The sequence below is a fragment of the Robinsoniella sp. genome (assembly GCF_034124845.1).
In genome coordinates this window covers 494-19,988 of the sequence record NZ_JAWYAJ010000249.1, presented here as the reverse complement: position 1 = coordinate 19,988, position 19,495 = coordinate 494, and the positions used below count along the sequence as shown (strand labels likewise).

Sequence of the window (19,495 nt, the reverse complement as noted above, 5' to 3'; positions counted from 1 at the left end):
GCCTGCATGAAGAAAGTGTGTGCAGTGCTGGATAAAAAGGCTAAACTGATCGAAGCAATTGCCTTTACCGGACAGATGTCAGGGTTCATGGGGGTGGATGAGAATTGGAATGATATCACCACCTGGTCCTGCTCTCTGGACAACCGGTATATGCCTTATGCAGAAAAACAGATGGAAAAATTACGGGATCCGTTTTTGTGCATTGGAGGTACGAACTTTCCTCAAATGGCACCTAAATACCAGTGGTTCAAAACGGAATACCCGGAAGAGAGCAAAAAAATTGCAAAGTACCTGATGATCAGCGGATATGTGATTGGTAAATTGGGAGATATCCCCATTGAAGATGCGGTTATAGACAGATCTTTTACCCAGTGGACCGGACTGGCGGATGTGCAAAATGACAGATGGTCCCAGGAAATCTGCCGGGAAATCGGACTGGATGAAAAGTACCTGCCAAGAATTGTAAACTCCAACCGCATTTGCGCACATTTAAATAAAGAAATGGCGGCAGCCACCGGATTAAAGCCCGGAATTGTGTTAGTATCCGGGGCGGGAGATAAGCCCGCGGGCTGTCTGGGGGCAGGAATCGTAAATTACGGTGATACGATATTTGAAGCGTCCTCTTATGGAGAGGTAAGCTGCTGCGTCAGCGAATACCGTCCGGACATGGATGAAAGACGTCTGGATGTGATACCCTCCGCAATACCGGGTGAATTTTATGCCACGCATTTTGCAGCTGGTTCCGGGATTACCTTAGACTGGTTTATGAATACCTTTGTAAAACATGGGGATATGGGGACGCTGGAAATATTCGCGGATATGGAACATAAAATGACCGCCATAGAGCCGGGATGCAACGGTCTGATGGGAATCGGACTGCTTGGGGGCAGTTCTATGCCGCTGGATGGTACCCTTCGCGGTATGTGGATGGGATTTGACTGGAGCCATTCCAGGGAACATTTTTATAAAGCCTTATTAGAGAGCTTTACATATGACTTTACCCTGTCCATGCAGCGGATAGAGGAGCTGTATCCGGAGTATAAAACGGATCACGTCAGGATCATTGGAGGAGGCGCCAAGTCTCCCGTATGGACCCAGATGTGTGCAGATGTCCAGGGAAAGCGGTATGAAGCTCTGAACCGTGAAGATGCTGCTATGTGGGGCGCTGCAATTCTGGCTGGAAATGCCATTGGAGTTTTTCCGGATTTAAAAGAAACCGCTTTAAATCACGTAAAGGTAAAACGTGAATTTCCGCCGGATCTTACAAAAAGAGAAGCGTATCTGCCTTATTTGCAGTTATATAAGGATTATATAGTGGAGCTCCATGGTTTCTATGAGCGGATTGGGAAATTGTCAAAATGAAAGACGTCATTCAGAGTTAATATAGAAGGAAGTTTGGAACAAAAAGCGTTCCAGGGGCATAAGTTTGAAAGAAAATCGCTTTCAAACTACTAATTAAGGAATAGCACAAGCCAGCTTGCGCTATTCAGGAGGTAAAAGTTTGGAAGAAAATTAAGACAAAGAAAGGAAGCCACGGTTTTATTCTTTCAAATAATTTTATGGTGGCAGTATTGCAGGTAAGCCTGCAATATGCAGTGGGTATAGATATGGCTAAGACAGTAAAAACAATGAAAGCATTGGTTGTTTACGGAAAGAATGATTATCGCCTGGAAGCAGATTATCCGGTACCGGATCTGAAGAAAGGGGAGGTACTGATCAAAGTGGAAGCCTGCGGCGTGTGTGCAAGCGACATTAAAAACTGGCATGGAGCACAAGGGTATTGGGGCGATGGTACCTCAGAGCCCTGGGTAAAGACGCCGTTTATTCCCGGACATGAATTTGTGGGGGAAGTTGTGGAAGTGGCAGAAGATTACCAGGGAAGTGCAAAAATCGGAGACCGGATTACCGGGGAACAGATCGTACCATGTAATGAATGTATGTTCTGCAAAACCGGACATTACTGGATGTGTGACAAAGCGGATATCTTCGGATTCCGTGCCCACGTTAATGGTGCCATGGCGGAGTATATGGTGCTGCCGGAAAAAACAAGAATCTATCAGATTCCAAAGGATCTGGAATTGGAAAAGGCAGTTTTAATCGAACCATACAGCTGTGCAAAACATGCAGTGGACCGGGCGGATATTTCCAATACCGATGTGGTTGTAATATCTGGCGTGGGAACTCTGGGACTGGCGATGGTCAATTATGCCAGGCTTCGAAGACCTAAGAAACTCATCGCAATTGATATGAAGGAAGACCGCCTTGAGATAGCCAAAAAATTTGGAGCGGATATCTGCCTGAATCCGGCGCAGTGTGATGTGGTAAAAGAGATTCAGAATATGACAAATGGTTATGGCTGTGATATTTATATAGAAGCAACGGGTCATCCCTCCAGTGTGCAGCAGGGACTGGATGCCATCCGAAAATTAGGCAGATTTATAGAATTCAGCGTATTTGGGCAAAAAGTAAGCGTTGACTGGTCTGTAATCGGAGATGGAAAAGAACTGGATATCCTGGGTGCCCATCTGGGACCGTACTGCTTTGATGTGGTTACGGAATGGATTGCAGACAATACCATTTATACGGACGGCGTGGTAACCCATACATTTTCATTGGATCAATGGCAGACTGCTTTTGAGCAGAATGCTAAAGGAGACGGATCCCTTAAGGTGGTTATAAAACCGTGATGATGGAGGAAGCAAAGATGATTACAGTTCAGGCAGAGCAGTTAAGCAAAGAGAATTTTGAAATATTCGGACAGTACCACAATATGTGTTCAGATGACGGCGCATGTTTCGGAGATCAGAATTTCACCTTTTACAGAGACAGCATCCGCATGGTTCCCCCGGTATCAGCACTGGCATTTTCAACCCTTCTGGTGGAAAGGTCGGTACATTTTATGGTTCCGGCACTGGAATATCACGACCATACAGCAGAAATCATGATGCCTATGGATGATGACACGGTACTGTGTCTCGCACCTGCGGGTAATACCGAAAGGCCGGATACAGAGGCATTACGGGCATTTTTAATACCCCGCGGCACTATGATCCATATTAATCCCGGTACCTGGCATTACATGCCCCAGCCCCTTTTTAAGAAAGAGGTTCATGTTCTGATCGTACTTCCGGAGCGCACTTACCACAATGACCTGACCGCGGTAAACTTTGAAGGGGATAACTTATTAACAGTTAAAACAGGAGGAGATCATGAAAGCGTTTGTTTATAACGGGGAGAAAAATTTCTGTATAGAGGACAGGGAAAAACCATCTGCATCAAAAGATTCAGCAGTGATTAAAATAGAAGCGGCATCTATTTGCGGAACAGATGTAAGGACCTTTGCCAATGGAAATCCCAAGATCAATCCGGGCAGGATTATCGGGCACGAGTGCTGCGGAACAATTGTGGAGATCGGTACAAATGTAAGCGGATTTTCCCTTGGAGACCGGGTTCAGATCGCTCCCGCTATCGGGTGCGGGGAATGCAGGCCCTGTCAAAAAGGCCACACAAATATGTGCGATCATCTGAGAACAATCGGTTTTGAATTTGACGGTGTATTCGCAGAGTACATGGAGATACCCGGAGATGCATTCAGACAGGGAAATGTGAATAAGGTGCCGGGGAATGTCACGCCAGATGAAGCGGCTCTGGCAGAACCAATGGCATGTGCCTTAAATGCACAGCAAATCTGTAATATCAGAGAAGGGGATACCGTAGCGGTATTTGGTTCCGGGTTCATTGGCTGTTCCCATGCAGAACTGGCATATGCGGCGGGGGCTGCTAAGGTTATGATGATGGAAGTTTCGGATTTTCGCATCCGTGAGGCGCGGGAATTAATACCCGAGATTATTGTGATCAATTCCAGGACAGAAAACTGCTATGACCGGATTATGGAAGAAACAGACGGCAACGGGGCAGATGTGGTCATCACGGCATGTTCTGTTGGGATGGTTCATACGGATGCGCTGAAAATAGCTGCAAAACACGGACGAATCAGCCTGTTTGGAGGAATACCGGGAGATGGGAAGGGATTTTTGGACTCAAACGATATCCATTACAAAGAACTGGGAGTTTTTGGCGTACATGCTTCTACCAGCAGCCAGAACAGAGAGATTCTGGAAAAAATCGCAAAAAGGCAGCTCCAGCCGGAAAAGTATATCACCAGAGAATATCCCTTGGAAGAAATAATGAAGGCTTTTGAACACTTAAAGAGCGGTCAGATATTGAAGGCAATTATCCATCCATAGAGATGTCTTCAAAATTTGCCAGATCACGCGAGAATTCATTTAAGAATACACACCTGTATAAGACAACGCATATAAGCTGTTGACTTTAAATATGCGTTGTGTTATTATAATTTCAGAGTAACATAATTTACTATATCATGAACATATGTAAATAGAAAGCTGTGGACAGATGATAAATCAGGCAGAATTAGAAAAAATAATCCGTGAGACTATACGGAGATATCAGAAAAAAAGGCTGATCATCGCAGTTAACTGGAAGATGAATATGACAATTGCTGAGGGAAGAAAATTTTTAGAGGAATTAAGTGATATTCAGGATGCCCCCCTTGTTATTTTCCCTCCTTTTACAACGTTAGCAGGATTGGCAGAAGAATTTACCGTTAGGAATATCCTGACTGGGGCGCAGAACTTCCACGATCAGCCGGGAGGTGCATTTACCGGAGAGATATCCATTCCCATGCTGCAGGAGCTGGGATGTACCTATTTGATGGCAGGCCATTCCGAACGGAGGGTGTACAATTATGAGTCTGACGAGGAAATCAACCGAAAAGTTCTTGCCGCGGCAAAGGCTTCTATGAAGATTATGCTCTGTATCGGAGAGAGCCAGAAGGAACGTCAGGAGGGTATTTGGAAAGAAACGCTTCGAAACCAGCTGCTGAAAGATCTTGCAACACTGCAAGGAGAGGCGGTTTCAAAAGTATATATCGCTTATGAGCCTGTATGGGCGATCGGAACAGGCGTAAGCGCATCATCAGATGAGATTCATGAAACCCATGTATATTTAAAAGGTGTAATCCGGGAGATATTAGGCATAGAAGTGCCCATACTCTATGGCGGCAGTGTAAATGAAAAAAATGCAGCAGCCATAGGCGAGATTCCATCTGTAGATGGATTTTTAATCGGAAGTGCAGGGATTCATGCAGAAAAATTAAACTATATTCAAGAGTGTGTCTGAAAATTACATGCGCTGGAGTATATGATAATATATTAGGAAGAGAGGACATACATATGGAAATGGAACAGTTGGTTGCAAAAATTGCAGATGAGATCTTGAGAAAGCTGGAGATTCAGGGGGGATTAAAACCTGCTCCATCCGGTTCTGTAGCAGGTATGATAGACCATACGCTGCTGAAACAGGATGCAAGTGAAGATCAGATCAAGAAGTTATGTGAGGAAGCGAAAGAAAATCATTTTTGCTCGGTATGCATTAACCCGGGATACGTTCCCCTTTGTTATGATCTGCTGAGAGGGACAGGGGTAAAAGTATGTACGGTCATCGGATTTCCACTGGGTGCCACCACTACGAAATCCAAAGTATTTGAAGCAAATGAAGCCATTGAAAACGGAGCGAACGAAGTGGACATGGTCATCAATGTGGGGAAAGTAAAATCAGAAGACTGGAGCTTTGTAAAAAAAGATATTTCAGACGTAGTGACTGCCGTTCATGGCAGGGCAATTGTAAAAGTAATCCTTGAGACCTGTCTGCTTACCGAAGAAGAGATTGTACATGTATGCCGGATTTGCAAAGAGGCAGGTGCAGATTTTGTTAAGACATCCACAGGGTTTTCTACCGGAGGAGCTACCGCAGCACACGTGGCACTTATGAGAAAAACGGTGGGCAATGAGATGGGTGTAAAAGCTTCCGGCGGAGTGAAGAGTGCAGAGACAGCCAGGGAAATGATTGCGGCAGGTGCAACGAGACTGGGGACCAGTTCCGGTATTGCAATCATAAATGGTCTGACCGGAACCGGTAACTATTAAAGGAGAGGAGTGAAGGAAATGGCACAAAAAATGAGGGCTGTAAGATTATTTGCACCAAAAGACATACGCTGCGTGGAAGTGGATGTACCCCGGATTGAAAAGGATACCCAGGTTTTGATAAAGGTAAAAAGCTGTGGGGTATGCGGGTCTGATATTCCCAGAGTTATGGTGAAAGGCACTTATCATTTTCCAACAACCATAGGCCATGAGTTTGCAGGACAGATTGCAGCCTGTGGCGATAAGGTGAAAAACCAGCTGGATGTGGGGGACCGGGTATCCGTTATGCCTTTGATTCCCTGCGGAGAATGCCAGTATTGTAAAGTAGGACAGTCACATCTCTGTGACACATATGACTACTATGGTTCCAGAAGAGACGGTGCCATGGCGGAATATATCGTAGTGGAATCGGAAAACTGCCTCAAACTCCCGTCCGGCGTTGATTATGAAGAAGGCTCCTTTACAGATCCGGTGTCGGTAGGGCTTCATGCAGTGCGGAAGACGAAAATTGAAGCCGGAAAATCTGCTGCGGTATTTGGACTTGGCGCAATTGGATTTATTACGGTGCAATGGTTAAAAGCCCTTGGATGCACAACGGTAATTGCCGTTGACGTATCCGATGATAAGCTGCGTCTGGCAAAGCGGCTTGGCGCCACAGCCGGAGTAAATGGAAAAGACCTGGATGCAGTCAAGGCAATTAAAGATTTGACAGGAGGAGAAGGGGTAGATATTGCAATCGAGTTTGCAGGAAGCAAGTACACCCACGTGCAGGCGGTAGCCTCCTGTAAGAAAAATGGAGAAGTTGTTTACGGCGGTATCACTTATGATGATGTAACGTTTCCCAACAGCGTCATAGCTTCTATATTAAGAGGGGAACTGACGATTCACGGCAGCTGGAATTCATCCATTAACCCACTTCCAATTAATGAGTGGAAGAGTGCCCTGGAGTTTATACATACCGGGCAGATGAATGTAGACCCGCTAATTACCCACAGGGTACGACTGGAAGATTGTAAAGAAGTATTTGATATGATGTTTAAGCGGTCAGAAGTATTTACAAAAGTACTCTTTAAACCGGAAATGTAAAAACCAAGCAGGAGGATAAGTAAATGACACAGGAAGCATTAGGATTAGTGGAAACAAGAGGTCTGGTAGCAGCAATTGAAGCAGCGGATGCTATGGTAAAAGCAGCAGATGTAACATTGGTTGGATCAGAGAAAATTGGATCCGGATTAGTGACAATTATGGTACGCGGAGACGTGGGAGCAGTGAAAGCTGCAACCGAAGTGGGAGCCCAGGCAGCAGGGAAATTAGGAGAACTGGTTGCTGTACATGTGATTCCCAGGCCCCATGGTGACGTGGAGAAAATATTGCCCCAGGCATAATTCTAGATAAATGTTGATTAGAGTCTGTTTGAAAAATCATTCCCGCCATCTGCACGCCTCACTTTGTAGTATATTTGCCCCGAATTCAGGTTGCGCAGCCCACTGCGCGCCCTTCATCCGAAACAAATCTACCACAAACTGTGACGCACATCTGTCAGAAAGCATTTTTCAAACAGGCTCTTAGAGAGAAGGCAGGGTGTTCGGATGGATAGCCCTGCCTTTTTTATTGTTCATTGTTGGATATAAAACAGTATTATGTTATAATATCCAAATAATATCCTTTTCAAAGAAAATAAGGAGATGATTGTCGGGAGGAGAATGATGATGAATGATTATAAAAAAATAGAGCTTCTTGTTCAGGTGGCTAAGCTGTATTATGAAAATGATTACAGCCAGGAAATGGTGGCAAAAAAGTTAAGCCTGTCCAGACCATATATATCAAAATTATTGAATGAAGCGAAAGAAGTGGGCATTGTTCGAGTCCAGGTGGTGGACCCTATGAGTGTTGAGAGCAAACTGGAGCAGAAATTCAGGAATAAATTCAATTTGAAGAAAGTAATTATAACTCCATCTAATGCGGATGAGAATCCTCTGTCACGCATTGGGATGGAGATGGGTAGATACCTAAACAGTATTATAAAAAATGGGGATATTCTGGGACTTTCCTGGGGAGATACCCTGTTTGAGTGTTCCAAATCCCTCATTGGAAGAGAAGACCTGGAAAATGTAACAGCAGTACTTCTCTGCGGAGGGATCAGCGATCTGAAGAAAAACATTTACTCCACAGAAATCGCAAATAATTTTGCCAATAAGTTGAGAGCGTCCTCTTATGTGCTGCCTCTTCCCGCTGTAGTGGACAATAAAAAAATGAAAGACATCATCCAGCGTGACCACAATATGGGCAAAGTTCTTCAGTATGGATACGATGCCAATATTGCAGTTTTTACAATGGGTGCATTCGGACTGAAAAGTGCAATTGTACGTGCGGGCTATTTAAGTGACCGCACCATGGAAGAGCTTTCCCAAAAAGGAGCGGTTGGTGATATCTGTTCCCATATTATCGACATCAACGGGAATATCTGTGATATGGAATTAGATGAAAGAACCATTGCTGTGCCCTTAGATGTAATTCGGCAGAAAGAATACCGGATCGGCGTGGCACAGGGTACCAGTAAAATTGATTCTATCTGCGGAGCGTTAAACGGCGGGCTGATCAATGTCCTGATTACAAATGAAGAGACGGCGGAATTAGTATGGAATAAAATTGAGAAGATGGAGCGGGATTAAGGAAAACCGGAAAGCAATCGAAATCGGAAAGCAATCGAAATCGGATAGCAACCGAAATCGGAAAGCATTCGGAATCGGAAAGCATTCGAAATAGAATCATATAAAAAAGAGTATAAAACCGGATGAACAACAACGGTTTTATACTCTTTTCGATTTTAATTGGAAATTAAAATAGTCCGTGGTGCAGTGATTCAGCTTTAAACCATATCAATTGAGCGCTGCAGTGCATCTGCAGATGCTTTAATCTCATCGGCTTCCACATCGGTGATGGTTTCCGGTTTTGCTTTTTTCAAGAGTTTCCTCAGATTGGCTATATCATTTTTCAGGAAATTTTTCTGTTCTTTTGTTAATTCTTTTTTCCGCTCTGATAATAGCTGCTCCGCTTTAATGATCATGCCCTGAGCATCGTTAATGGTATCCAGAGAGCCCTTGCGCCTGGAATCCTGCGCTTCATACTGCTGTGCATCCTGGATTGCTTTTTCAATATCTGCTTCTGACAGGTTGGAAGCGGCCGTAATGGTAATATCCTGGGCTTTACCGGTTCCCAGGTCTTTTGCTGAGACATGTACAATTCCGTTGGTATCGATATCAAAGGTAACTTCAATCTGGGGACCGCCAGCCATGGCACGCTTGATTCCGCTTAAGCGGAATTTTCCCAGGCTTTTGTTATCTCTGGCAAACTGGCGTTCTCCCTGCAGAACATGGATATCAACGGAAGTCTGGAAGTTTCCGGCAGTGGTAAATATTTTGGATTCCCTTCTGGGGATTGTGGAATTTTTGGGAATCAAAACGTTACAAACGCCGCCCACAGTTTCAATGGAGAGGGACAGGGGAGTGACATCCAGCAGCAGGATTTCATTCAGGCCTGCATCTCCAGCCAGCTTTCCGCCCTGGATGGAAGCGCCAAGTGCCACACATTCGTCGGGGTTCAAGTTCTTGCTCAGGTCATGGCGTGTCAGCATTTTTACTTTTTCCTGTACTGCCGGAATACGGGTGGAACCACCTACCAGAAGTACTTTGCCAAGCTCTGAGGTGGAAATACCTGCATCATTTAAAGCGGTCTGGACAGGAAGGGCGGTGCGTTCCACCAGGTCGCTTGTGAGTTCATCAAATTTTGCCCGGGTCAGGTTCATATCCAGATGCACCGGACCGGAACGGGTGGTACTGATAAAGGGAAGATTAATGTTTACGGTAGTAGCGGCGGATAATTCTCTTTTGGCTTTCTCCGCCTCTTCCCGGATACGGTTCATTGCAACACTGTCTTTGGTGAGATTGATGCCTTCCTGCTTTTTGAATTCATTTACCAGGTAATCGCAGATGCGTTTATCAAAATCATCACCGCCCAGCTGATTATCACCGGCAGTTGCCATTACCTCCACAACGCCTTCCCCGATTTCAATTACAGACACGTCAAAAGTTCCACCCCCAAGATCGTAGATCAGAATTTTCTGCGGTGCGAAATTATCAAGACCGTAAGCCAGGGCAGCGGAAGTGGGCTCATTGATGATTCGCTGGACATTTAAGCCGGCGATTCTTCCGGCATCTTTTGTTGCCTGCCGCTGGGAATCACTGAAGTAAGCGGGAACCGTAATTACGGCATCCGTAACTGCCTCTCCCAGATAACTCTCTGCATCTGTTTTTAATTTTTTCAAAATCATCGCCGAGATTTCCGGCGGTGTATATTTTTTGCCATTTATTTTAACTGTATAGTCAGAACCCATGTGTCGTTTTATGGAAAAAACAGTATTATCCGGATTGGTCACAGCCTGACGTTTAGCCGGTTCACCGATCAGGCGGTCACCGTTTTTTGTAAAAGCCACAATAGACGGAGTTGTCCGAAATCCTTCCGCATTTGCAATTACGACAGGCTGGCCTCCTTCCATAACAGCTACACAGCTGTTTGTTGTGCCTAAATCAATGCCAATAATTTTACCCATTTTCATTTACCTCTTTCTCATCTCATCTTTTCATTCCCGCGAGCAACGAGCCAAACGGAAACGCAGGCGCGTCCATTCGGCGACTGCCGGCGCCTGTTTTCTACAACTAGAATATTGGATAAATGTGTCACCTTTATGTATGGTTTCTAAAGAAAGTAAAAATAATTACGCCATCATTTTATGAATTGTTTATATTTATAAGTTTTTTAGAAGTTTAATGAAAGTTTAATGAAAAGTTAACCTTTATTTGTATGGCAAAACGATTATATATATGATATAGTTCTTTGTGAATCAAAATAATTGATGACTATGGAAAAGTGTTATGTGTGATCACGTATCCATTATGGAAATGCGGAAAGGAGCAGAATACATGGCGTCGTTAATTCAGGTAAAGGATTTGAGTAAGATCTATAATCCGGGAGAAAATGAAGTGCGTGCTCTGGATCATGTCAGCCTGGAAATCAACACAGGAGAGTTTGTGGCGATTATCGGACAGTCAGGTTCCGGAAAATCTACGCTGATGAATATGCTGGGATGTCTGGATGTACCAACATCGGGAGAGTATTATTTAAATGGTGTGGACGTATCAACGATGAAAGACAACGAGCTTGCGGCAGTGCGAAACCGGGAGATTGGTTTTATCTTTCAGGGCTTTAATCTGATTGCCAATCTGACTGCGGTGGAGAATGTGGAACTTCCACTGATTTACCGGGGAGTTGACATGAGGGAAAGAAAGAAGCTGGCAATTGAATCACTAAAGATGGTGGGGCTGGAGAAGCGAATGCATCACAAACCGACCGAAATGTCAGGCGGACAGCAGCAGAGAGTGGCAATAGCCAGGGCAATCGCAGCAAAACCACCGGTTATTCTGGCGGATGAGCCCACCGGTAACCTGGATTCTGCATCCAGTAAAGAGATACTGGGAATACTGAAAAATCTACATAAAGATGGAAGAAGCGTCATATTGATTACACACGATAATGGAATCGCAGACCAGGCACGAAGGGTTGTGCGGATCATGGATGGGAAGATAGAGTCAGATACGATGAATGAGTAGATCAAAAAATGATTATTCAGATCAATAAAATAATTAAGTAACTTCATACAATGAGTGAGTAAATCAATACAATGAATAAGTTTATTTATAGTGAATAGTCACGGGCAGTAAAATAAAATGGAGGAGACCATTATGAAGAAGAAACATAAAAAATTACCTTTTATTATTGCAGGCGTCGTCGTTGTGGCGGGCGTCGGTTTTTTTGCCCTAAGAGGGCAGGGAACCCAGGCGGTGAATAATCAGGCTGTGGCAGTAGTTCCGGTAACCACCGGAGATGTGCAGGAATATGTGGATACCAGCGGAACCGTTGAGAGCCGGAATAAGAAGACATTTTTTTCGCCGGTGAATGCGACGGTTAAGAATCTGAATTTTCAGCGTGGAGATACGGTGAAAGCCGGAGACATGCTGATTACATTTGATTTGGAGAATTTGGAAAAAGATAATAAAAAAGCAGAATTAAACGTGTTATCCGGAAAATACGGATATCAGGATTCTATTAATAAATCGAATAAAGCTGCGAATGATAAAGCAGATGCAGCCAGCCAGGTAAACAGTCTGCAGGCTCAGGTGGATCAGTGGAAACAGAGAGTTGCAGATTTAAACCGCGCAATTGCCCAGGCAACGAAAGATGCCCAGGATCAGGCAATCCAGAAGCAGTCAGAAGCGGTGGCACAGGCAGAGGCACAAGCCAAAGCCCAGGCGGAGGCAGCAAAAGCTAAGATAAAAGCAGAGACAGATAAATTAAAGGAAAAGATTGAGAAATTAACCAAGAAAAAAGCAGAGTACACGGTAAAATTAAATGCGGCTGTGCAGTCGTTAACACAGCTTCAGGGGCAGTTAAGCGATGCGAAATTCCAGCAGGGTATTCTGCAGCAGAGTTATGATGAAGCAAGCGGATTAGGGGATGCGGCTAAGATTGAATCTGCAAGCCAGGCATTAAAAGCCCAGATGGCAGTGGTTCATGATCTGGAGGACGTAAAAGTCCCTGCCGCACAGGCAAAGGTGAATGAGCTAAATGAGAAGATTGCCCAGGAATTTGATAATCCAATAGCGGAATATCAGGCACAGATTCAGAAATTGTCAACACCTGAGGGCAGTACAGGAGCTGGAACCCAGGGAGGAACCGGAGGGGCAGATCTGTCTGGTACCGGTGCGGGACAGTCGGCGGCAGATACGACAGATCTTCAGATGGAACTGCAGGATGCCCAGTCAACGCTGGCTGAATTACAGTCCGAACTGGCATCTAAGAAAGCAATTGCCGAAGCAGACGGTGTTACATTATCAGAAGAATCAAAAGCCCAGATGGAAGTCAACAATAACCTCCAGGAACTGGAGAGCAAGACGTTAGAAGAGTTAATCACAAAGGGAAAACAAGGTATTACCGCAGAATTCAGCGGCGTAATCTCCGACAGTAAAGCAGCCCAGGGAGGTATGGTTACCCAGGGGAGTGAAATGTTTACGCTTCAGAGCACCCAGGATGTAGATGTTAATATCTCACTTTCCAAGTATGATTTTGAACAAGTCCAGAAAGGACAAAAAGCAACCGTTAAAATTGGAGCGAAAGAATACAAAGGCACTGTAAGTAAGATCAGCCACATTGCAATTCCAAATGAAAAGGGAACGCCGATTATCAGTGCATCCGTATCCATAGACAATCCCGATGAAGATATTTTCTTAGGTGTGGAAGCGAAGGTTTCTATTCAGGCTGCCGAGGCAGTGCAGGTCCCGGTAGTTCCGGTTGAGGTAGTCAATACCGGTAACGAGGGTTCTTTCTGCTATATTGTAAAAGATGGTGTAGTGGCGAAACAGATTGTCGAGACGGGCGTGTCTTCAGACAGCTATATCGAAATTAAGTCAGGGCTTGAGCCTGGTGACCAGGTGATACCGGATATCGGTATGTATCAGGAAGGAAGCCCGGTTGTGCCAATGGATGCAAACAGCATAAATGCAGGAACAGGCGCCGATGGTTCAGGTGGCGCAGCTGCTCAGGCAGAATCATAAGGAAGCAGTAATTAAGGAATAGCACAAGCCAGCTTGTGCTATTCATGGTAAACGAAAGGGGCACATATATGGGTAGCTTGCTTGAATATTTTAAAATGGCAATAAAAAGTATTGTTGCAAATAAAGGCCGTTCTTTCCTGACTATGCTTGGTATTATTATTGGTATTGCTTCTGTAATTGCGATTATGTCAGTCGGTGCCGGAACCACGGAGTCTATGACAGCAGAAGCAAATGATGTGGGAGGCGGACAGATCTATGTATCCTGCAGTGAAGACGCCGTAAATGCCAATCAGATGATTACAGCTGCTGATATGGAGGCCATCAGTTCCAAAGTAAATGGTGTGGAGGGCGTAACGCCGGCATCGGGCAGCAGCGGAACTACGGTAACCGGAAAAGGAGAATTTCAGCTGAGTCTGAGTGCAGGAACACAGGCACTGCAGAGAATGAACAACTTTACAATGAAAAGAGGAAAATATTTTACCGATGCGGATGTACAGGAAGGAAGAAATGTCTGCGTTCTTACAGACACAGATGCCAAGCGGCTGTTTGGATCGGATGATGTAGTGGGAATGGACATTGATGTTACGATGGATGGCATGACATTTGCATACCGCATTGTTGGAGTTACCGGGGCAAAAGACAATACGGCTTTTGTCAGCTATAGCTATGAGGGGCAGCCGGTCACTCTTGACATACCGTATACTTCCTTAACGAACTTTGGCTATGATCCGGAACCTTTTTACAGTATTTATGTGTTTGCGGACAAAACAATGGATGCAAAACAGATCACAAATTCTGTTATTCATATACTGGAATCCAGGCATCAGAGTGCCGGAGAAGAGTTTTACCGGGTTCAGAGTTTCCAGGATGTATTGCAGAGTATTAACAGTATGATGGGCATGGTAACCGCATTTATATCTTTTGTTGCAGCAATTTCACTGCTGGTTGGCGGAATCGGCGTTATGAATATTATGCTGGTATCTGTTACGGAGCGAACGAGGGAAATCGGAATAAGAAAGTCACTGGGTGCAAAGACCTCCTCTATTATGGTACAATTTCTGGCTGAGTCGGCAATCATTACAGCACTTGGCGGAGTAATTGGTATTATATTAGGAGTAATAGCTGCTTTTGGTATCTGTAGTATTATGACTGTTTCTCTGGGAAGTACCATAAGCCCGGGGATTAGTGCAGGAACCATACTGGGAGCAACCTTTTTTGCCTGTGCGGTTGGTATCTTTTTTGGAATCTATCCGGCAAGAAAAGCAGCGAAACTCAGTCCGATAGAGGCGTTGAGAAGAAATTAGCGGATACTTTTCCATAATTATATAAACAAAGCAGAAGAACGTATATCTATTCGTTCCCATGCTTTGTTTTTTTATGTGGTCCGCTTCCCATGACAGCATCTGTGCTGGTAAAAGAACTACTCGTGTTACAGAAAAAGCCTTGACAAACTACCATCTGAATGCTATGATAAAAGAAATTACACTCGAGTGCAAATAAAAGACTCCGCTGCAAGCAACGGGGCATCAAATTTGTAACGCTGCGAGCAGCGGGGTATTTGTTCTCCGCTTCCGCTCCGGTCGTTGCTAAACGAACGTCCACTGGACGTTCAGCAACCTTCGCGGCAGTGACCAAATGAACGCGCCAGCGTGTCCGTTTGGCGTCTGCCGGCGGGAATAAAGGAGACGTGAGTTGTGTGTATGAGAAACCGATAACATTAAAAGATGTAGCAGAAAAGTCAAAATTTTCCCTTCGGACGGTGAAAAAAGTTTTATCCGGTGATGAGACGGTAAGACCGGACACGAAGGAGCATATTTTACTGGTAGCAAAGGAACTGGGATATCGCAAGAACCGCATGGCAAGTGTTCTTGCAACGAATAAAGTGCATAATATTGCCATTGTAATCGGTGATTTTAAGTATTTCTTTCCCGAGGCAAAAGCTGGGTTTGGGAAGTGTTGCCGGGAATACCGGGAGCTTAAGATTGGGATTGAATTTTTTACACCTGAGAATGAATCTGTGATGGCATCCAAGGAGCTGCTGCAGGCATTGCTGGAAAATGACAAGATTGATGCAGTAATCATGCATGCCTGCAGTATGAGCGGGCTGAATCGGGAGATCAATGCGCTGGTTAAAAAGGGAAAGCCCGTATTTACTTTCGGTGCGGATGCACCCTCCAGTGACCGCATCTGCTACGTAGGTCCCAAGGCCTATGAATCAGGCAGGATTGCAGCCCAGATAATGGTGAATTATATTGGGAAAAAGGGAAATGTTTTTATCGTGAACCAAAGCATAGAAGAGATGCAGACCGTGGAACGTAACCGTGGATTTATGGATTTTATTATGGAATATTGTCCGGATGTAAAAGTCAGTCAGATGACGGTTCAGAAAAATGAGAACGAGTATTACAACAAGGTGCGCAGGCTGATAGAGACTCAGCAGGTATCCGGGATTCTGGGAGCAGATGCGGATTGTTATATTGTCGGGAATGTTCTGAGGGATTTACAGAACCGGGATATTACGGCTATGGGATTTGACCTGTCAGAAGATACGGAGCAGCTTTTAAGAGAAGACTATTTTAAAGTGGTGCTCAGTCAGAATCCGGACAAACAGGCTTATAAAGTGTTGCAAAAAATGTGTGATTATATTTCATATGGGGTAAAAGTTAAGAAAAATATCTATACGGATGTATCAATTATTACCAGCGAGTGTTTGCGGTATAGAGAAGAGTAACGAAGTATTTTCGGTTACTCTTTCCTTTAATAAATAATGTGCACTCGAGTGCACAAGAGTGTGTTTGAGAATATGCTCTGGAGAGGCGGTAAGATGTATCAGTCAGTAGAAAGCTATCGGAACCAACGGAATTATAACTGCAGGATCCGGGAAGTGGTGTATCAGGGGGTCAGGCAGGTTAATCTGGAAAATGAATATCTGCATATTGGGGTTCTGGCAGGGAAAGGCAGCGATATATTCGAATTTGTTTACAAACCCATGGACCTGGATTTTATGTGGCATTCTTTTCATGGGGTGAAGAATCCCCAGACTTATGTAACGACAAAGAACAGCAGGTATGGAAGATTCTTAGATTTGTACGAAGGGGGGTGGCAGGAGTTATTTCCCAACTACGGGGCGGCGAGCACCTATATGAATGCGGAGCTGGGGATCCACGGCGAGGTATGTGTGGCACAGTGGGATTATCAGATCGAAAAAGACACCGAGGAAGAGATAACGGTGAAGTTTGCGATTCGCACTGCCAAGACACCGTTTTATCTGGAAAAGTGGATGACCCTAAAAAGCGGCGATCCAACCCTTTATATACGTGAGCGGGTGACTAATGAAGGTGCGGTACCCCTGCAGTTTATGTGGGGACAGCATCCGGCTCTGGGGGCACCGTTTCTGGATGATAACTGTGAGATTATTTTAAATGGTGACTGCAAGGTACACACTTTAAATATACAGAGTGCACTGCCCGCAAACAGACAGATGAACTGGCCCCTGGTAAAAGACGTGGATGGAAAGGAACTGGATTTATCCAGAATACGGCATCCGCAAGAGAAGAAATATCTGGAATATGGCATTTCCGGAATAGCAGACAGCCGGTATTGTGTATGGAACCACAGGCTCCATATTGGGTTTGGAATGGAGTGGGAGAAAGACATTTATCCTTATCTCTGGATCTGGGAGCCGAATTGTGCGGCGCAGGGATATCCCTGGTATGGCAGAAACTATACATTAGGCTGCGAACCCTGGTCGGTACTGGCGGAGAGCATGGAGGAAGTGGAGAGAGAAGATGCCGGAATTAAAATAGAAGCGGGGATGAGTATGGAAACGACATTAAAAGCTTATGTGTGTCTGGAGAAGGATATGAAATGAGGTGGGCAGCATGTATGTAATTGGTTTAGATGTGGGAACGACAGGGACAAAGGCTCTGCTGATCGATGAAACCGGAAAACTAAAGGGAAGAGGGTATCGTGGATACCGGACAATACAAGGAGCGGGAGGTATCGTAGAACAGCGGGCAGAGGACTGGTGGGAAGCAGCATCAGGGGCAGTTCGGGAGGCATGTGCGGAGTGTGAAAAATCAGAAATTACGGCATTGGCACTTTCCACCCAGGGAGCCAGTTCCCTGCTGGTGGACGTTGATTTTAATGCCATAGGAAATGCAATTACCTGGATGGATAAAAGAGCCGTTCAAGAGGAGGAGGAACTGCAGAAAAAGGCAGAAGACGGATATTATTATACGAAGACGGGATGGGAGTTAAGCGCCAGCCTGGATGCCTGCAAATTGCTTTGGATTAAGAAGAACCGCAGGGAAGATTTGCACAGGGCGGTGAAATTTATCTCTACACTGGAATATATGAACCACTGTCTGACGGGTCATGGAGTGATTGATCCCACCAATGGGGCAATCCGCCAGCTGATGGATATACAGACCTGGCAGTGGGATGAAAAGATATTGGAGGATATCGGCATCTCCAGAGAACTGCTTCCGGAAATAAAAAGAACAGGCGAATACCTGGGGACACTGACAGAAGATGCCGCTGATGCATTAGGACTGACAAAAGAAGTAAAAGTATTTAACGGAGCCCATGACCAATATTGCTGTGCCCTTGGGTCCGGGAGTGTAAAAAACGGAGATCTGCTGCTTGGAACTGGTACCGCCTGGGCGGTTATGAGCATAACGGATCAGCCCATGCTGACAAAATCCAGAATCTCACCGGCAAGACATGTGGTGCCTGGGCTGTGGGGGGCTCTGTCTTCCATCTGTGGCGGGGGTATTGTACTGGACTGGTGGAAAGACCGGATGGCGGGACTCACATATGAAGCGTTAAATGAAGGTGTTGAGCAGAAGATTGGTAGAGAAGAGACGCTGATGTTTTTCCCTTATCTCACAGGTGCAGGCTGTCCAATTTGGGATTTCAGGGCAAAAGGAACGCTGACGGGGCTGGAATTAAGGCATGACCCACTGGATGTGGCAGTGGCGGTAATGGAAGGGATCGTTTTTCATACAGCCATGCTTCTGGAGGACTACCGGGAAAACGGGGCGCAGATTAACAGTCTGAGAGTGATGGGCGGTGCATTAAACAGCAGTGGGTGGATGCTTATACTGCAGGCGGTGCTGGACTGTGAGGTTATCCGGGTAACGCAGACAGATGCGGCATGCGTGGGGGCGGCAATGATTGCAGCGGTGGAGGGCGGTATATATAAAGACTATGCCCTGGCGGTAAAATCCATGGTCTCTTATGAGGGGATGCAGGAGGTATCCGGGGAGTTAAAGGAATTTTACCAGCTGAAATACAAAGCATACAAAAGAAACTGGAACATCATCAGGGAAATCTATCATAGCGGTCTATCCGGACAGGATATGCCACTGGTCCCGGGAAGGAAGGAGCAGTATGATCAATAAATGGTTTCATAAAACAGAGCTGGATGATGCATTTTATCAAGAATATCTGGCTGACAGGCTGCCGGAAAACATAACGGATGTGCATGTTCATATGAATCTGGAAGAGCATGTGAAAGGTGTGAGCAAGGAGCGGATTGCAATGGACTGGGCGTTGGAATGCGGGCTTCAGATGGATTATGAAGCGGCGCAGCATTATTATAAGACCATGTTCCCGGACAGGCAGATTTCTTTAACGGCGTTTCCTTTTCCCCTTGCCGAGGTGGATATACCGGGCAATAATGCATATTTGTCAAAGCTGGCAAAGGACGGAAAGATTGATGCTCTTATGAGTGTCAGACCGGAGTGGACAGCCGGGTATTGTGAGGATTTACTTGTGGACAATCCGTTTTTGGGATTTAAGCCCTATCCCTATCTGGCA

At 45.2% G+C, this 19,495-nt stretch carries 18 protein-coding genes; 17 read left to right on the top strand and 1 reads right to left on the bottom strand.

The window, feature by feature from the left end; all coding sequences use genetic code 11:
• The 10 genes from ACH2DQ_RS12385 to ACH2DQ_RS12340 form a co-directional block, all read left to right on the top strand.
• Positions 1-1,362 (top strand): FGGY-family carbohydrate kinase (locus ACH2DQ_RS12385; RefSeq protein ID WP_395026919.1); only part of this gene is annotated, 1,362 nt, incomplete at its 5' end.
• Between the two features lie 245 nt (positions 1,363-1,607).
• Entirely contained in the window at positions 1,608-2,687 is a 1,080-nt protein-coding gene (locus tag ACH2DQ_RS12380; RefSeq protein WP_394912413.1) for an alcohol dehydrogenase catalytic domain-containing protein, read from the top strand.
• A gap of 17 nt (positions 2,688-2,704) precedes the next feature.
• The gene (locus tag ACH2DQ_RS12375) at positions 2,705-3,229 is read left to right on the top strand and encodes an ureidoglycolate lyase (protein ID WP_394912412.1); all 525 of its coding nucleotides are present in this window, start codon (positions 2,705-2,707) and stop codon (positions 3,227-3,229) included.
• On the top strand, positions 3,210-4,247 hold the full coding sequence (locus ACH2DQ_RS12370; RefSeq protein ID WP_394912411.1) for an alcohol dehydrogenase catalytic domain-containing protein: 1,038 nt from the start codon (positions 3,210-3,212) through the stop codon (positions 4,245-4,247). The genes ACH2DQ_RS12375 and ACH2DQ_RS12370 overlap by 20 nt, the downstream gene beginning before the upstream one ends.
• A gap of 169 nt (positions 4,248-4,416) precedes the next feature.
• Positions 4,417-5,202, top strand: a complete 786-nt coding sequence (tpiA, locus tag ACH2DQ_RS12365; RefSeq protein ID WP_394912410.1) for a triose-phosphate isomerase — start codon at positions 4,417-4,419, stop codon at positions 5,200-5,202.
• Positions 5,203-5,357: 155 nt separating this feature from the next.
• Positions 5,358-6,008, top strand: a complete 651-nt coding sequence (gene deoC, locus ACH2DQ_RS12360) for a deoxyribose-phosphate aldolase (RefSeq protein WP_394912538.1) — start codon at positions 5,358-5,360, stop codon at positions 6,006-6,008.
• Positions 6,009-6,026: 18 nt separating this feature from the next.
• Positions 6,027-7,091, top strand: coding sequence for a galactitol-1-phosphate 5-dehydrogenase (locus tag ACH2DQ_RS12355; protein WP_394912409.1), 1,065 nt, complete (start codon positions 6,027-6,029; stop codon positions 7,089-7,091).
• 23 nt (positions 7,092-7,114) lie between these two features.
• A complete protein-coding gene (locus ACH2DQ_RS12350) occupies positions 7,115-7,390 on the top strand; it encodes a BMC domain-containing protein (protein WP_394912408.1) in 276 nt (91 codons plus the stop codon).
• Positions 7,391-7,400: 10 nt separating this feature from the next.
• The gene (locus tag ACH2DQ_RS12345; protein ID WP_394912407.1) at positions 7,401-7,574 is read left to right on the top strand and encodes a DUF6783 domain-containing protein; all 174 of its coding nucleotides are present in this window, start codon (positions 7,401-7,403) and stop codon (positions 7,572-7,574) included.
• 134 nt (positions 7,575-7,708) lie between these two features.
• Complete coding sequence (locus ACH2DQ_RS12340) at positions 7,709-8,677, top strand: sugar-binding transcriptional regulator (protein ID WP_395026915.1); 969 nt, start codon at positions 7,709-7,711, stop codon at positions 8,675-8,677.
• 197 nt (positions 8,678-8,874) lie between these two features.
• Here the strand turns inward: ACH2DQ_RS12340 and dnaK are convergent, their stop codons facing one another.
• Positions 8,875-10,614, bottom strand: a complete 1,740-nt coding sequence (gene dnaK, locus ACH2DQ_RS12335) for a molecular chaperone DnaK (RefSeq protein ID WP_394912405.1) — start codon at positions 10,612-10,614, stop codon at positions 8,875-8,877.
• Between the two features lie 370 nt (positions 10,615-10,984).
• Here dnaK and ACH2DQ_RS12330 point away from each other — a divergent pair, with 370 nt between their 5' ends.
• The 7 genes from ACH2DQ_RS12330 to ACH2DQ_RS12300 all read left to right on the top strand — a co-directional run.
• Entirely contained in the window at positions 10,985-11,671 is a 687-nt protein-coding gene (locus ACH2DQ_RS12330; protein ID WP_044293438.1) for an ABC transporter ATP-binding protein, read from the top strand.
• Positions 11,672-11,803: 132 nt separating this feature from the next.
• The gene (locus tag ACH2DQ_RS12325) at positions 11,804-13,672 is read left to right on the top strand and encodes an efflux RND transporter periplasmic adaptor subunit (RefSeq protein WP_395026913.1); all 1,869 of its coding nucleotides are present in this window, start codon (positions 11,804-11,806) and stop codon (positions 13,670-13,672) included.
• A gap of 68 nt (positions 13,673-13,740) precedes the next feature.
• The gene (locus tag ACH2DQ_RS12320; protein ID WP_394912403.1) at positions 13,741-14,976 is read left to right on the top strand and encodes an ABC transporter permease; all 1,236 of its coding nucleotides are present in this window, start codon (positions 13,741-13,743) and stop codon (positions 14,974-14,976) included.
• Positions 14,977-15,368: 392 nt separating this feature from the next.
• Complete coding sequence (locus ACH2DQ_RS12315) at positions 15,369-16,403, top strand: substrate-binding domain-containing protein (protein ID WP_394912402.1); 1,035 nt, start codon at positions 15,369-15,371, stop codon at positions 16,401-16,403.
• 93 nt (positions 16,404-16,496) lie between these two features.
• The gene (locus ACH2DQ_RS12310) at positions 16,497-17,543 is read left to right on the top strand and encodes a DUF4432 family protein (protein ID WP_394912401.1); all 1,047 of its coding nucleotides are present in this window, start codon (positions 16,497-16,499) and stop codon (positions 17,541-17,543) included.
• 10 nt (positions 17,544-17,553) lie between these two features.
• Positions 17,554-19,077, top strand: a complete 1,524-nt coding sequence (locus tag ACH2DQ_RS12305) for an FGGY-family carbohydrate kinase (protein ID WP_394912400.1) — start codon at positions 17,554-17,556, stop codon at positions 19,075-19,077.
• A partial coding sequence (locus ACH2DQ_RS12300; RefSeq protein ID WP_395026910.1) for a hypothetical protein occupies positions 19,067-19,495 on the top strand: 429 nt, incomplete at its 3' end. The genes ACH2DQ_RS12305 and ACH2DQ_RS12300, both read left to right, overlap by 11 nt.

Bases quoted from the DNA above. Each gene is read 5' to 3' on its own strand.
- ACH2DQ_RS12330 (WP_044293438.1), top strand. From the start codon at position 10,985: ATGGCGTCGTTAATTCAGGTAAAGGATTTGAGTAAGATCTATAATCCG.
- ACH2DQ_RS12305 (WP_394912400.1), top strand. From the start codon at position 17,554: ATGTATGTAATTGGTTTAGATGTGGGAACGACAGGGACAAAGGCTCTG.
- ACH2DQ_RS12310 (WP_394912401.1), top strand. From the start codon at position 16,497: ATGTATCAGTCAGTAGAAAGCTATCGGAACCAACGGAATTATAACTGC.
- ACH2DQ_RS12345 (WP_394912407.1), top strand. From the start codon at position 7,401: ATGTTGATTAGAGTCTGTTTGAAAAATCATTCCCGCCATCTGCACGCC.
- ACH2DQ_RS12370 (WP_394912411.1), top strand. From the start codon at position 3,210: ATGAAAGCGTTTGTTTATAACGGGGAGAAAAATTTCTGTATAGAGGAC.
- ACH2DQ_RS12320 (WP_394912403.1), top strand. From the start codon at position 13,741: ATGGGTAGCTTGCTTGAATATTTTAAAATGGCAATAAAAAGTATTGTT.
- ACH2DQ_RS12340 (WP_395026915.1), top strand. From the start codon at position 7,709: ATGATGATGAATGATTATAAAAAAATAGAGCTTCTTGTTCAGGTGGCT.
- tpiA (WP_394912410.1), top strand. From the start codon at position 4,417: ATGATAAATCAGGCAGAATTAGAAAAAATAATCCGTGAGACTATACGG.
- ACH2DQ_RS12375 (WP_394912412.1), top strand. From the start codon at position 2,705: ATGATTACAGTTCAGGCAGAGCAGTTAAGCAAAGAGAATTTTGAAATA.
- ACH2DQ_RS12380 (WP_394912413.1), top strand. From the start codon at position 1,608: ATGGCTAAGACAGTAAAAACAATGAAAGCATTGGTTGTTTACGGAAAG.
- dnaK (WP_394912405.1), bottom strand. From the start codon at position 10,614: ATGGGTAAAATTATTGGCATTGATTTAGGCACAACAAACAGCTGTGTA.
- ACH2DQ_RS12325 (WP_395026913.1), top strand. From the start codon at position 11,804: ATGAAGAAGAAACATAAAAAATTACCTTTTATTATTGCAGGCGTCGTC.
- ACH2DQ_RS12350 (WP_394912408.1), top strand. From the start codon at position 7,115: ATGACACAGGAAGCATTAGGATTAGTGGAAACAAGAGGTCTGGTAGCA.
- deoC (WP_394912538.1), top strand. From the start codon at position 5,358: ATGATAGACCATACGCTGCTGAAACAGGATGCAAGTGAAGATCAGATC.
- ACH2DQ_RS12355 (WP_394912409.1), top strand. From the start codon at position 6,027: ATGGCACAAAAAATGAGGGCTGTAAGATTATTTGCACCAAAAGACATA.